Origin of the sequence: Paenibacillus sp. OK060 (assembly GCF_900101205.1) — a bacterium.
Classification (GTDB): Bacteria; Bacillota; Bacilli; order Paenibacillales; family Paenibacillaceae; genus Paenibacillus; species Paenibacillus marchantiae.
Window position 1 is genome coordinate 931,622 of sequence record NZ_FNFR01000002.1, and the last position, 14,412, is coordinate 946,033.

Consider the following 14,412-nt stretch of genomic DNA (forward strand, 5'->3'; position numbering starts at 1 on the left):
CCCCTAACCTTCGTCGGACTTCCTCCGAGTAAATATGCGAATTGGCGTCCCTTCAAAATCAAACGCTGCACGAATTTTATTCTCCAGGTAACGTTCGTAAGAAAAGTGCATCAATTCAGGATCGTTCACAAAAATAACCATGGTCGGAGGTTTAACTGCAACCTGAGTCACATAGTTGATTCTCATTCTGCGTCCTTTATCTGTTGGTGGCGGATTAATAGCCACTGCATCAGATACTACATCGTTAAGCAGATGCGTCTGAACACGCATAGTATGCTGCTGTGCTACACGTTGCACAACAGGCAACAATTTTTGTAAGCGTTGTTTTGTCTTGGCTGACAAAAATACAACCGGAGCGTAAGTCATAAACAGGAAATGATCCCGAATTTTTTTCTCAAACTCATTCATTGTTTTATCAGACTTCTCTACAACGTCCCATTTGTTCACAACAAACATGGAAGCTTTACCTGCTTCGAATGCATAACCTGCAATATGCTTGTCCTGCTCAATAATGCCTTCTTCGCCATTAATTACAATCAGAACAACATCTGCACGCTCAATGGCACGCATCGCACGCATTACGCTGTATTTCTCCGTGGTTTCATAAACTTTACCACGTTTACGCATACCTGCTGTATCAATCAGCACATAACGCTGACCGTCTTTTTCAAACGGTGTATCGATTGCATCCCGCGTCGTACCAGCAACATCACTGACAATAACACGTTCCTCGCCCAAAATGGCATTCACCAATGAAGATTTACCCACGTTAGGACGTCCGATCAGAGCTACACGAATGACATCGTCATCGTAAGTCTCTTCCTCAAGTTCAGGCAATTTCTCTACGATGGCATCGAGCAAATCACCTACACCTGTACCATGACTTCCCGATACTCCGATTGGATCACCAAATCCAAATCCATAAAACTCATAAATGAGCTCACTGCGCCCGATATTATCCACTTTGTTAACGGCTACAACGATAGGCTTACCTGAGCGGTACAACATCTCTGCGACTTCTTCATCAGATTGCGTAATCCCTGCTTTTGCATCACACATGAATACAATAACATCCGCTTCTTCAATGGCGAGCTCTGCCTGCATCCGGATTGATTTTAAAATGACGTCCTCGCCGTCGATTTCGATACCACCTGTATCGATAATGCTAAATGGTTTACCGTTCCATTCGCCGATTCCGTAGATACGGTCACGGGTAATGCCCGGCTTGTCTTCCACAATGGCCAATCTGTCGCCGATGATCCGATTAAAAATGGTGGATTTGCCCACATTCGGTCGCCCGACAATTGCCACAACGGGTCTTGCCATACATTCCACTCCTCCTGTCCATACTTACGATACTCATCATAGCAAAAAACGCCTGTCTTGGCTAACGTTTCATGCCGTTATACTCGCAATAAAAACAATCGGCGAACCCGCTGGGGCTCGCCGATCTTGCTTTTATTGTTCAGCAAAATATGCAGTATATAACTAAGAACCATGCATTTATAACTTATTTGAATTTGCTGAGTTTGTCACCGAAGCGCTCGCCGAGCGTGATGCTCAGACCTTGATTGCTCAAGGAAACGTTCGGGTTGTTGATTTCTTCACGTGGAGCATTGTTTCTTGCAGGTCTTTCTGATTTTGGCGCTTGAGCAGGAGCTTCTTCAGTTTCCTTGATGCTCAGGCTTACACGTTGCTCAGAAGGATTCATGTCCAAGATTTTAACTTGAACTTCTTGTCCTTCTTTCAATACTTCGTGCGGAGTGCCAATATGTTTGTGGGAGATTTGCGAAATATGCACAAGTCCCTCAACACCAGGAGCGATTTCAACAAAAGCACCGAAGTCAACCAGACGTTTTACAACACCTGTTACGATATCGCTAGAGTTGAATTTGTCGCCAGCTGTTTCCCAAGGACCTGGTTGAACAGCTTTCATGCTCAGGCTGATTTTACCTTTTTCAGGATCAACTTTCAGCACTTTTACGTTTACTTTATCGCCTTCAGACAGAACGTCCGATGGTTTGTCAACGTGTGTCCAAGCGAGCTCAGATACGTGAACCAATCCGTCTACTCCGCCTACATCAACGAAAGCACCGAATTGAGTCAAGCGTTGTACCGTACCTTCGATCACTTGACCTTCTTGCAAACCAGCCATAACAGTAGCTTTGTTTGCTTCGAATTCTTGCTCCAGTACGTCTTTTTGGGAAAGGATCACTTTGTTGTTCTCACGGTCGATCTCTTTCACTTTAACACGCAATGTGCGTCCTTTGTAATCGCTGAAATCTTCAACGAAATGGCGCTCTACCATGGAAGCCGGGATAAATCCGCGAACGCCCACGTCTGCTACCAGACCGCCTTTAACAACGTCACCTACAACAACTTCGAATACGTCTTGGTCTTCAAAATGCTTTTGCAATTGATCCCAAGCGTTTTCGCTGTCGATTGCACGTTTGGACAAAACGAGTTTTTCTTTCTCGTCGTCGATGCTAAGTACTTTAGCTTCAACTTCTTGTCCAACTTCAACTGCATCAGACGCGCTGTCTACGTGTAGGGAAGACAGTTCACGAATTGGAATTACACCGTCATATTTATATCCAATGCTCACATAGGCTTGGTTATCTTCCAATTTGACGATGGTTCCTTTTACGGTATCTCCTTTTTTCAAGGAAACGAATTGATCCAACTCATCTTGGGTTGCTTCTTGATTTTTCATTTCTTCCGACATGTCAAATACCCTCCTCAATTCAAAAACCCCATTATATTCAAACCTGCCTGTAGCAGAGTTCAAAACACTTTCATCGCTGAATGAACATCCTTAGCTTCCCTCAAAAATATGGAAACATGCACTCAGCAGTCTGACGATGCCGTTATTTGCTCGGCACGCCTGTTTGCACCATTTCGTTAATTTTGGACATAATCTTCTCCGTCGCTCTTTCCAGCGCATCGCCGGAAGGATCTTCCTTGAACTCGTCCAAATTCACTGGTGCTCCATAAACTACTTTCATCTTACGAAAAACCTTGTAGTTACCGATAATAGCAGTAGGAATAACTGTAGCACCACTTCGGAGAGCGAAGCTCGCTGCCCCTTTTTTGCCGATGCCTCCATCATTGTGTCGGCTTCCCGAAGGGAAAATGCCAAGCACTTCACCACCACGCAAAATGTTGAGTGAGGTCTTGATGGATTCCTTGCTGACGCCTCCACGTTTAACAGGGAAAGCGCCTACGGCTTTGATAATTCGGCCAAACACCGGAATATCAAACAATTCGCTTTTGGCCATGAAGCGCACCTGACGACGAATCTTGATACCAACCGTTGGAGGATCAAAGTTACTGATATGATTGGAACATAAAAGTACGCCGCCTTCTTTCGGGATGTTCTCCCGTCCAACTGCCTCTAGGCGGAAAAGAATGGTGTAAATGATCCGCAGTAATGTGCTGCAAAATGTGTAAATCATAGACCGATCTCTCCTCTGACCATTGTGCAATAAGACACGATTTTGTCAACCACTTCATGGATGCTCATCTCGGTTGTATCGAGCACTGTAGCGTCCTCAGCACAACGAAGCGGGGATATTTCCCGACTTTCATCCAATTTGTCACGGGTGGCAATGTCTCGCTCAAGTTGCTGCAACGTCAGTCCTTCTGAGGGGTCCAGTTCTTTGAAGCGGCGAAGTGCACGCTCTTCCACACTGGCAGTCATGAAGATTTTCACTTCCGCGTCGGGCAATACTGTCGTTCCGATATCGCGTCCATCCATGACGACGCCCTTGCGCAAAGCCATTTGCCGCTGTGTATCCACCAATTGCGTACGCAGCCCCTCGATTTGCGCATATCGGGACACGATTCCCGTCACTTCACGGGAGCGGATTTCCGAGGTTACATCTTCCCCATTACAGAACACTTTCTGTCCGTCGGGATCCGGTTGTAAATCAATGACCAGCTTTTGGGTTTCCTGAAGCACCTCTGGCACATCTTCCGGTGAAATACCTTTTCGAAGCATATGCAAGGTTACCGCACGGTACATCGCGCCAGTATCGACGTATATATACGCGAGCGCCTCTGCAACCAATCGGGCCACCGTGCTTTTCCCGGCACCGGCAGGTCCGTCAATTGCAACGTTCATCTTCCCGTTCTCTGATGTGTTCTGGCTTGCCAACGGGGCATTCCTCCTCAAACGATAAGCCTCAATAAAAAAACAGGCATTGCCTGCATCGTCAAAATTATACCACACTATACACATGGATGCAAAAACAGACAAATCAGTGATGCTATTGATCGTGTACCGTTTGCATCTGAATTGGTGTTCCTTCCAGACGATCAATGGAGGTCATATTCTTTTTCATATCAGGCACAAGAAGTAATAGCTGATAGATCACAAGCAGAACAAGAAGAGCTGTAATCAGCTTCAAAGCCCTTCTTTCCATTCGCTTGGATAAAACATAATATAGGCGCTCGTATCTGCGGGATGCATGGCGATTGTTCACAATCTGAACCTCCGTTTTTCCATTACATTGCCCACCATTGTCACTTTCTATCCCAGACAATCACCATCTCTATTTCGTTCGGTAATCTAATTGCCGTTCAAAACAAAACTTGATGATCTTTTGTCGTTCCGAATCTGTAATCTGCACAAACTTTAACATGCATAGCTGTCTGCCTGTTTCCAGTGTTTTGATCCGTACCACTTCAGCTTCAAAGTTCGCATGTTCAATCGCTGCATTCCGATAAGGAATAAGCAACCAGCATTTAAGCTTTTGTCCTTCCGCAATAGCAAAACTGGGTTCCCCATAAATGGACAATCCCCCGCCGCCAATATCTTCAGTCAAGCCCACGGCTCGGGTAAGATCTTCACCCTGAATAGCCATTTCAAGATTTGCATGAACACGCAGAAAACTGCGACGCTGGATTTTGGTGATGTCGTCCGGCAAGGGCTTGCGAATTCGTACAAGCCGAACTACATCTTCTTCAAATCCGGTCACATACGTATTGAAATAATGACGAACCCCGTCTTCCGTAATATAAGAAATGGACAATTCCTCACCAAAAAACAACCTTTTCAACCGACTGCTTCCCTGTTGCATCGGGACTTCGATCAGAAAACTATTTTCATCCACATCCGCTATGCGTGATTTATATTCTTTGCTTTCCTCTTTTTCATCTGCAGAGGCAATCTGGATGTATAAAACTTCATTTATTTTGGGAAACAAGCTGTTCACCGCCACCTTAGCTTTTTATCTTCGTATCGTATGTACAAGGACTATTATACCATGACCTTTCTCATAGTGGACAACAAAAAACAGACCACCACGTGGTCTGTTCCATAATCTATTTACATTTTAACAGGCTGCCGGCTTCTTGATGTTATGTGGTCTCATTCACCGGTTTGATCTCCTCAACGGCTTCTTCCATACCTGTATCAGCGTTGATGTAAATTTTATATTTTGCACCATTGATGCGTCCACCGAATTCGTAACACAGAACTTCTTTGCTGTAATCATTCTTAATGAGTGATTTGCGAGCATAGCTCTCCTTGAATTCCGGATTCAGTTTTTTGCGGGCTTGTTCAACCGTGAGTGCAGCTTTTGGAATCTCCCGCTTCTTCTGATGCTCATATACAAAATCACTTGCCTGGAAGCCGGTAACATCCCCATTATCAAGGCCAACCCGAACAGACATTTTTTCTGGATAAATCAGTGTATCGCCTTGTTTGCGCACATAGGTCAGGTTACCGAGGTTACCAAACTCGTCATAATTGACTGCCTTCATATCTTTGTAACCCTTATTGGAAAGGAAATGATCTGCTTTTGACATAGCTTCTTTACGTGTTACTTTCTTCGTCCCGATTGGGCGAGTATCACTGTAAGAGATGAGCAGACCGCCATTACGTGTGAAGTCCATACTTAATTTACTGTCTTTGGACTGATCAATCGTGGCTGTATACGATTCCCAATCTGTACCTTTACCATTTTCCTGTATTTGAATCTTGCCGTGTTCAGCATCGGAAAACTTTGCAGCTTTAGTTTGGATCTGCTCTTTGGTCATCGGTAAGCCATCCAGCTTCTTCACCGAACGTTTGGCATAAATGCTGGAGACTGAAGGACCCCAGTCAAGTTCAGGATACTCCTGTACCTTTTTGTTGACTGTCCGGAATCCATCCACGATGGTGTTGTCCATCGTTTGCTCTTCCGTTGCCATAGCCGACTCGGCATCCATCCAGCGTAAACGGTCAGAAATGACTTTCTGCTGTACATCCTGCAGATTTTTAGTGATCTCGGATGAATTCGCATACAGTTTTTTCAAGTTGCCCATTTCTTTTTCGCTTAATGGTTCATTGGTCAGATCACGCATGGACGCCTGATAAGCAAAGTTGGAGATGCGGGAGAGAAACTCCTCCGTTTCACTGAATGGCAGCATTGTAAGCGGCAATTGATTAATCTCATTCTGGGCTTCACTGGTAAGTCGCCATACGTTCATCAGACCTTTGCGATGCATCCCTTGGGACGTAGCATGGACTGCCAGCGTATTCCCAATCTCCGAGTGCAATTTGTCCATATGAAAAGATAAATCGTGAAAAGCACGCTGATATTGATTCTCTGCCTTGATCAGAATGGCATTTTTCTCCTGGTTCTCTTGGTAACCCCATACGAGAGCACCGATTAACAGAACTGCAAATATCGGAAACATAACTGAACTTAAACGTTTATACATCGGTAGAGTCTCCTTTCTTCTAAGCCACTACCTCTATTGTGGATCGAAGAAAGACCTCTTATGCATGCGATTTCCAGTCTGTCCAATGACGGGCTTATCACGCATGGTCTCAAACGTTCTATTTAATTCAATTGTACCCAGGTTGTGCCGCCATCTTCCTCAATTTCGAACTGATCTCGATTATCACACAAACACTGTTTAAAACCGGTCTCAATTCTTCCTCGTTCTTTCTTACCTCGCAGCGTAAAACGTTCTCCACATTGCTTGCATCTGATTTTAATTTTGATTCTCATCACGCTTATCCCCGTTTCTATTGGTCTTCCCCGGGAATTTTTATTTTATTGCAACAAAAAACACACCGGGGCATCAGGCGCAGGTTGCGCTCCATGTCCACCAGTGTGTCCGTATTTTTATAATTTAATCTCTTCCTCACGCTTCACAAAACGAAAAGGAGAACGATTGTTGGCCCTTGTAATCTTGCCCATCGCACCGTACCATAATCCCGCCATCAATGGCGCAATGAACCATAACCAATGATTCACCATGGTATTCATAATGACATCATAAAGCGCATGCCAGAAGAACGGTAGAACCAGTGAGAGCATAAGAAACCAACGTTTTTTCTTGCCATCCGAGAACTTGGCCCGCCCCATGTAATAACCCATAATTACTGCAAACATGGCGTGACCCGATACAGGAAGCAATGCACGAATGAACATAGCTGAGACGGAAGCATTCCCCGCAAAGGCATACAACACATTCTCAACTGTAGCAAATCCGAGTGAAACAGCAACGGAGTATAGAATCCCATCATAAGGCTCGTCAAATTCGGTATGGTTATAAATAATATGGTAAATCACAAACCATTTGACGAACTCTTCAACCCCACCTGAAATCAGGATGGATTCAACATAAGGATTATCTCCAAGCCAGATCATCATGCCACGCTGAATAATCATCACAGGCAGTACCATCAGAATCCCCATGAGAAAGACTCGAAATACCATGTGAAGAGGTTCAGAGTCATAACGGTCTTTCAGATAAAAGTATGTTAACAAGGCGAGACCCGGAGCTACTGCTGCCGCTAAAACCGAAAACAAAAGCACCGAAATTCCCTCCTCTGACTAAAGACGCGATTACAACTAGAGCTTACTCCTGACGCTTGAAGTGGGTGCAAATAACCTCAACCGCTTGTTCAGGCATAACAACCTTTCCGTACTCTTCCATGACGGCAGGGGTAACGGAAGAGCCTTCACCGAATTCAGCAAGCAATGCAATCAATGCTGCATGTTTGGTCGAATCCAAGTCATCCGGTTCAAAATGCAAAAACCATTTGTCTTTATAGGAATAAAGTCTTCCAGCATCCGTTACGTGCTGATGCAACATATGTGCAGCCTCAATCAGTACTTCAAAATCTTTGAATGCATAGACGATGGAATCGCTTTGCTCAAGTGTAACTTCCATCTCATATACTTCTTCAGGCAAATCATCCTCATTACCTGAACCATATTGTTGCGGATCATATTTCCCCCGGGTGACAATGACAACCATCCCTTGAGCGGGAAGTGCGAATACTTCGACAGCAAGTGGACCTGTAGCATCAAATCCAAGTTCGGAATAGGCCTGGTCCATCATTTCAGTGAACAGTTCATGAACTTTAGGTATTTCCTGCCACATATCATCTTTTTGTATTCCGCGCTCGCTCAGATCGTCAAAGGTCAGGAAAATCCGTATCTTATCGTGACTTAATCGTTCTATTTTCATACAGGATCTCCCCTTTATAAGCAAGTCTTATAACAGATTATGAAGCACAAAACAATATGTGCTGAAAATAAATCTATGTAGTTATGTTATCATTTTATACCTGCAAATGCACGAAGTAAAATCGACAAAAAAAGAATCATTCCACATCAAAACAGGACTGTGGATGATTCTAATGGGAGGTTTGTGTTTATAAACCCGGTACTGTTGTGTTTGTTTGAGTTAAAATTTGCTCAACTTCATGTTTAACATCCGGATTGGTGCGAATAAAATCTTTGAGCATGTTCATGTTCTCTTCTTTTTCCTGCGGAGTGATCGGCTTTGCACTTTTTTTATGCATGCTTTTGTGGGAATCTCCGCTCTGTTCGTTTGGCTTGGAGCTGAATCCGTCCATGCCTGGGAACGTCATCTCCATCATTTTGTGTTTGGCCTGATTCATCATGTTGCGGGATGAACCGGAAGACAGCATTGACATTTTACCTTTGGACAGCCAAGAACTGGCTGCTACGCCAATTACAACACCCCAGAAAAAGGATGACGCCTTCATTACACCAACCTCCTTTTAATGTTAAAATCACAACTAGTGTTTGCGGGAGTGCCTCATCTCATTCCGCATAAATACAGGAAAGCGAGTTGAAAGCATGATTAGACACACCACTGCCTTAATTATGATTGCATGCATGCTGTTGTCCGCTTGTGGAACCAAGGTCGAAACAACACCTGAATCCACGAAGTCCAGCAATGAATCGGATACTTCAACGCAGGAACAGCAGAACGAGCCAACTTCCACTGGCACAGGTGAAACAGCAACCACTGATTCCTCTTCCTCAACGGACTCGAATTCGGATCAAGAATCACCAAGTGATGACGAAACATCTTCGACAGAAAAAGAAGAAACTGATAACGCTCTCGGTACACAAGCAGCCGAAGTTAATATTGAAAAAACGTATCATATGAACGCCAATTACTACATCAAACCCAACGATAAAACGAGCGAAAGCAAGGTTGTATTGTTAACATTTGATGATGGGCCCAAAGAAGAAAAAATGATAAACGGATTAATCGACACCTTGGATAAACATGACGCGAAAGCGATATTTTTTGTTAACGGATACCGAGTGAAAAGTCATCCCGAGTTGCTCAAGATCATTCATGAACGTGATCAAGTTGTAGGAAATCATGCGTGGGACCATGAGGATCTGAAAAAAATGTCCACTACGGCAGCTTCCAAACAAGTCACCGATGTGCAAAAGATTGTGAAAGAAACGATTGGCGTGGAACCCCAGTTCTTCCGTCCGCCGTTCGGTTCTGGAAATGATGCATTAAAGGCCACAGTCAAGAAAAACGGCATGTTATATATGACATGGTCCAATGGCTCACTGGATTGGGATAAGAGTACCAAAAATAAACCGGATAAAGTCATCCAGAATGTGCTGGATCAATTAAATCCCGGCAGTAATATTTTGATGCATGAGTTGCCATGGACGGTTGAAGCGTTGGATGAGTTGTTAACCAAACTTGAACAGAAAGGTTACACTTTTGTCGATCCTCGCTCCATTGAACTGGAAGCCCGCTGAGCTTCGATTATTTGCCCAGCATCCGGCTTCATTTCAATAATTGATGAGTTGGAATTGACATGAAGGAACTTACAAAGTTATAACGAACAGCCTTGGTCCTATGCGGATCAAGGCTGTTTGTTTGAGAGCATTCGCAAAGTAATGATATGCATTTCTGCGGGACAACAAAGTCTGAACGGCAAATGATTTGTTCCGTATCCTTTGCTAACCAGCATTTTACCTTCTTGCTCGGTATCATTACCATCCTTTTTCAAAGAGAACCACCCGCTAGACACAGAGCGGTACGCTTTGTTAAGAAAGACGGGGCCAAAGACCGGAAATACTAATTGTCCACCGTGAGTGTGACCACTCAATATCAGATCAACAGGTCCATTCAAGTGAAGAGCCTCTAGGGGATCGTGCACGATGGCAATCTTGCATTCTTTGGAGTCCAATTCTGCAAGCAGCGAATCCCCTCGCTGTGAACGATAATCAACTCCGACCAGACACAGTTTGCTTCTGCCTTTACGAAGGTAAGTGGTAGAATCCTGTAAGAGTTGAACGCCCGTATCTCGGAATATACGTTCGAGATGCACAGTTCCTGCTCTTTTATCATGGTTCCCATAGACTGTAAAAACAGGGGCAATATAAGACAACAAGCTCATATTATGTCTGACAATGGGCCATGAAATTCCTTTTTCCGCCACATCTCCCCCAATAATAACCCAGTCCACCTGATTGCGAAGATGTTCCAGATCATTCTTTTTCAGCTTGCGTTTATGGATATCAGATAAATACAGGATTTTGCTGCCATCAAAAGAAGAGGGCAAATTCGGAACTTCAACCTCTTCTGAAACGATGTGATGAAGATGCGCCTCACGCCACATATGAACCAGCAAGGCAATCCCGGCCAAAATAACGGCAACGAACCATGCCAGTATTACCATGGCCATGGAAGGAAAGTATCCAAAGAAGGCGCTCCTTTTATCCCCCACCAAACCAGACTGATTGTGAGCAAAACAAATATAAATATGAGCGAGTTAACAAATCGCTTACTGAGACGTAAACGGCGAGATGGATGAAGCTCAGTCCGCGTAGGAAGTGTTCCGGCTTCGGAAACGGATTCTTCTTCTGATGGCTTTTCTGCTTTGTTGGCACGTGCTGGTGCCCGCCGGGGAAGTACCGGACTTTCCAGCGATGATGTATAAGACTTGCGTTGTGATCTTGGTATGGAGACCGAGGTAATGGGTGTGAGTCCTCCCACCTCTGAGGCAGCAGCTGGTTCAACAACCAGATTTACTTGAGAAGCTTCAGGCCGCTCAGATGTCTCTGTCTTATCCGAGTGACGATGGCGCTGACTGCCGTATGTCTTCATTCTACTTAATTGCTGATTCATGATCCCCTCCGAAAACGTATCGCTAATCCAGACACCAAATCAATAATAAAATGACATAGTATAGGCGCCCATAATGTGCCGGATTGCATATAAATCCAACCCAATCCATAGCTCGAAACAAATACCCAACCAGTTGGAATCCAGTGCCGCAAATAGCGTATATGGATAACCGCAAATAAAATACTTGTCCAGTAAGGACCTAACGCATGTTGTATGGCTCCACGAAATAACAATTCTTCACAAACAGCAACGATGGCTGCTATGCATACAATGTGCCAGATTGGACGCTTGCGAAACAGCAACTCGTTAATGCCGCCATCATCCATGCTTTCTTGAGGAATAACATAAGAAAGAACCAAGTCCATAACAAGCATAATGCCAGCAAGACCAAGCCCCCACCAAATAAACTGGTAACTATCAGGCCACGCAAGTACATCAAAAAGATTTCTCTTCTGCAATAAAATCCATACAACCCCAATGATCAAAGTTAACCCTTGTGTAAAGTATAGATTGATCAGAAGCAAACGCTCGGTAAGCTGCTGTGGTTCAGCCTTCTGAATCTTGAACTTGGGAAACTTTAATTTTTTCATCGCCTGTGTCTGTCCTCTTGACTTATATTTGATGGATAACAAATTCGTTGTCCAATCGGATAGTATACTAAATGATAGCCAAAAAACCAAATAGGTTCAAGGCCTGCCCCAAGTCCCGGTTTTTCAGCGCAGCCATATCCATTGAATTAGTTCATTAATGTGTTAAAATCCGATTCACAAAACAGCTTGTAATCGAGCTATTTCGAACGATCAAGGAAGTCAATTTTTTATATCTATACGCCTTCTCCTCTACTGAAGAAAATCACATTAGTAAATCGAATTAAAACATTTAAGCCTATTGACATGCTCATGTCAGCCATGATACATTATGAAAAAATTAGTCACGTTAAACACGATGATGGAAAAAAGACGTTGCTTTGTCTTACAGAGAGCCGATGGATGGTGTAAATCGGTGGCAGGCAGATGATCTTGAGCGCTCCTGAGTTATTGCATTGAAATTGGAGTAGGTGCAATCGGTTTAGACCCGTTATCCTCTTCGGTCTTCATTGACCGCTAAGACTGTCGTTGCGAAACGGCGGTGAATTAGGGTGGTACCACGACAACTCTCGTCCCTTATTGCGCAAGCAGTATGTGGATTGAGAGTTTTTTGATTTATTTTAGAGTACAGACGTGGGAATCGCCCTATTTGCTACACCCTCCTCCTCTGCTGCGACACCGCGTTGTTGGAAGGAAGAGTTTCAATGGTTTTAAGGAATGCCTCTTTTCGTGAGGTGAGACCTTGACGATATAGATACACATACCTAAGGAGGAAGAAACCATGTACAAAGTGTTAGTGTCGGACCCCATTAGTGATCTGGGAATCCAGCAACTGGTGGATGCAAATGATGTTGTAGTTGAGAAGAAAACAGGTCTTAGCGAAGATGAGCTTGTTGCAATTATCGGCGATTATGATGCCCTTCTAGTTCGAAGTCAGACTCGTGTAACGGATCGTATTATGACAGCAGGTACAAACCTTAAAGTCATCGGACGTGCTGGCGTAGGTGTAGATAACATTGATTTGGAAGCTGCTACCCAACGCGGTATCATTGTTATTAACGCCCCTGACGGTAACACGATTACGACATGTGAGCATACATTTGCCATGATGATGGCACTGGCACGACATATTCCTCAGGCATATGCCAAAACCATTCAAGGTACTTGGGATCGTAAAACCTTCCTTGGTGTGGAGTTAAGAAATAAAACGCTGGGTGTGCTCGGTATGGGACGGATCGGTAGCGAAGTAGCTAAACGTGCCAAAGCATTCGGAATGGATATTCTAGCTTATGACCCGTTCCTCACTCAAGATCGCGCAGAGAAACTTCAGGTTAAGCTGGCTAGTGTGGATGACATCATTCGCAATGCCGACTTCATGACCGTTCACACACCATTAACACCTGAGACACGCCATATGATCTCCCGTCCACAATTCGAAGTGATGAAAAAAGGTATGCGTATTATCAATTGTGCCCGTGGCGGAGTCGTTGATGAAATGGCACTTGTAGAAGCAATTGATGAAGGTATCGTTGCTGGTGCAGCATTCGACGTATTCGAGAGCGAACCACCGGCTGCAGATCACCCATTCCTGAATCATCCTAGCATTATTGTGACGCCTCATCTTGGTGCATCGACAGTAGAAGCACAAGAAAATGTAGCGATTGACGTATCCGAGCAAGTCCTGCATATTCTGCGCAATGAACCGTTCAAAAACGCAGTTAACATGCCTGCAGTAGCCCCAACTGTAATGAACAAACTGCAGCCGTACTTTAAACTGGGTGAAACACTGGGTAGCTTTGCAGCTCAGATCACTCAAAATGCGGTTCAGGAAATTCGGATCGACTACGCTGGAGATCTGTCGGAAGTGGATACTTCTCCTTTGACTCGTTACATTGTAAAAGGTATTCTGGCAAGACATTTAGGCGGAGAAGCCAATATTGTCAACTCCATGCATTTAGCTAAAGTGCGGGATCTCAACGTAGTGGTTAGCCAAACATCGGCCACTAAAGGATTTACAAATCTGATTACCGTCACACTCGTGACGACTCAGGATGCCGAGGAGCGTCGTGTTGCGGGCACACTGCTTGCAGGTTATGGAGAGCGGATCGTGCGTCTGGACAAATTCCCAGTGGATATCGCTCCAGAAAGTCACCAAATTCTGATTTCGCATAATGATAAACCGGGTATTATCGGACGTGTTGGAACTTTGCTTGGAGAGAACGAAGTTAACATCGCCTCCATGCAGGTCGGACGTAAAATCATTGGTGGGGCAGCTATCATGATTCTGACTGTTGACAAAGAAGTTCCAAAAGATGTGCTTGTACAGCTTGCAGCTCTTCAGGAAATCAATACAGCCGTTGAAATTGTATTGAATTAACTGCCGGAATATTCACTTATAAGACAA

16 protein-coding genes and 1 other annotated feature are annotated in these 14,412 nt (G+C 44.3%); of the genes, 2 read left to right on the top strand and 14 right to left on the bottom strand.

Going from position 1 to position 14,412, the window contains the following annotated elements; translation table 11 throughout:
• Positions 1-3: 3 nt before the first annotated feature.
• The 11 genes from der to BLS14_RS10505 form a co-directional block, all read right to left on the bottom strand.
• Positions 4-1,326, bottom strand: a complete 1,323-nt coding sequence (gene der / locus BLS14_RS10460; protein WP_063566754.1) for a ribosome biogenesis GTPase Der — start codon at positions 1,324-1,326, stop codon at positions 4-6.
• A gap of 184 nt (positions 1,327-1,510) precedes the next feature.
• Positions 1,511-2,725 (bottom strand): 30S ribosomal protein S1, encoded by a 1,215-nt coding sequence (rpsA, locus tag BLS14_RS10465; RefSeq protein ID WP_063566753.1) that lies wholly within the window; start codon positions 2,723-2,725, stop codon positions 1,511-1,513.
• A gap of 142 nt (positions 2,726-2,867) precedes the next feature.
• Positions 2,868-3,455 (bottom strand): lysophospholipid acyltransferase family protein, encoded by a 588-nt coding sequence (locus BLS14_RS10470; protein WP_063566752.1) that lies wholly within the window; start codon positions 3,453-3,455, stop codon positions 2,868-2,870.
• A complete protein-coding gene (gene cmk, locus BLS14_RS10475; protein WP_063566751.1) occupies positions 3,452-4,156 on the bottom strand; it encodes a (d)CMP kinase in 705 nt (234 codons plus the stop codon). Before cmk ends, BLS14_RS10470 begins: the two co-directional genes overlap by 4 nt.
• Before the next feature lie 112 nt (positions 4,157-4,268).
• A complete protein-coding gene (locus BLS14_RS10480; protein WP_063566750.1) occupies positions 4,269-4,484 on the bottom strand; it encodes a hypothetical protein in 216 nt (71 codons plus the stop codon).
• A 69-nt stretch (positions 4,485-4,553) separates the two neighbouring features.
• Positions 4,554-5,207, bottom strand: a complete 654-nt coding sequence (locus tag BLS14_RS10485; RefSeq protein WP_063566749.1) for a flagellar brake protein — start codon at positions 5,205-5,207, stop codon at positions 4,554-4,556.
• 154 nt (positions 5,208-5,361) lie between these two features.
• Positions 5,362-6,708, bottom strand: coding sequence for a germination protein YpeB (gene ypeB / locus BLS14_RS10490; protein WP_090951473.1), 1,347 nt, complete (start codon positions 6,706-6,708; stop codon positions 5,362-5,364).
• Positions 6,709-6,830: 122 nt separating this feature from the next.
• Positions 6,831-7,001, bottom strand: coding sequence for a hypothetical protein (locus tag BLS14_RS32525; protein ID WP_167666101.1), 171 nt, complete (start codon positions 6,999-7,001; stop codon positions 6,831-6,833).
• Between the two features lie 117 nt (positions 7,002-7,118).
• The gene (prsW, locus tag BLS14_RS10495; protein ID WP_063566747.1) at positions 7,119-7,814 is read right to left on the bottom strand and encodes a glutamic-type intramembrane protease PrsW; all 696 of its coding nucleotides are present in this window, start codon (positions 7,812-7,814) and stop codon (positions 7,119-7,121) included.
• A gap of 43 nt (positions 7,815-7,857) precedes the next feature.
• Positions 7,858-8,472: a genetic competence negative regulator gene (locus BLS14_RS10500; RefSeq protein ID WP_063566746.1), complete on the bottom strand. Its 615-nt coding sequence runs from the start codon at positions 8,470-8,472 to the stop codon at positions 7,858-7,860.
• 187 nt (positions 8,473-8,659) lie between these two features.
• Positions 8,660-9,016, bottom strand: coding sequence for a hypothetical protein (locus tag BLS14_RS10505; protein WP_090951476.1), 357 nt, complete (start codon positions 9,014-9,016; stop codon positions 8,660-8,662).
• A gap of 94 nt (positions 9,017-9,110) precedes the next feature.
• Between BLS14_RS10505 and BLS14_RS10510 the strand changes: the two genes are divergently transcribed.
• Positions 9,111-10,046 (top strand): polysaccharide deacetylase family protein, encoded by a 936-nt coding sequence (locus tag BLS14_RS10510; protein ID WP_090951478.1) that lies wholly within the window; start codon positions 9,111-9,113, stop codon positions 10,044-10,046.
• Between the two features lie 107 nt (positions 10,047-10,153).
• Here BLS14_RS10510 and BLS14_RS10515 read toward each other — a convergent pair whose 3' ends face one another.
• Genes BLS14_RS10515 through BLS14_RS10525 form a run of 3 tightly spaced genes read right to left on the bottom strand, consistent with a single transcriptional unit; the run spans position 10,154 to position 12,011 of the window.
• Positions 10,154-10,978 carry a metallophosphoesterase gene (locus BLS14_RS10515; RefSeq protein WP_090807405.1) on the bottom strand — a complete coding sequence of 275 codons (825 nt, stop codon included), beginning with the start codon at positions 10,976-10,978 and terminating at the stop codon, positions 10,154-10,156.
• A complete protein-coding gene (locus BLS14_RS10520; RefSeq protein WP_063566744.1) occupies positions 10,966-11,421 on the bottom strand; it encodes a hypothetical protein in 456 nt (151 codons plus the stop codon). Before BLS14_RS10520 ends, BLS14_RS10515 begins: the two co-directional genes overlap by 13 nt.
• The gene (locus BLS14_RS10525; protein ID WP_063566743.1) at positions 11,418-12,011 is read right to left on the bottom strand and encodes a CPBP family intramembrane glutamic endopeptidase; all 594 of its coding nucleotides are present in this window, start codon (positions 12,009-12,011) and stop codon (positions 11,418-11,420) included. The genes BLS14_RS10520 and BLS14_RS10525 overlap by 4 nt, the downstream gene beginning before the upstream one ends.
• A gap of 346 nt (positions 12,012-12,357) precedes the next feature.
• Positions 12,358-12,588: a binding site (T-box leader), on the top strand.
• A 201-nt stretch (positions 12,589-12,789) separates the two neighbouring features.
• Between BLS14_RS10525 and serA the strand changes: the two genes are divergently transcribed.
• Positions 12,790-14,385: a phosphoglycerate dehydrogenase gene (serA, locus tag BLS14_RS10530; RefSeq protein WP_063566742.1), complete on the top strand. Its 1,596-nt coding sequence runs from the start codon at positions 12,790-12,792 to the stop codon at positions 14,383-14,385.
• The last annotated feature ends 27 nt before the right edge of the window (positions 14,386-14,412 follow it).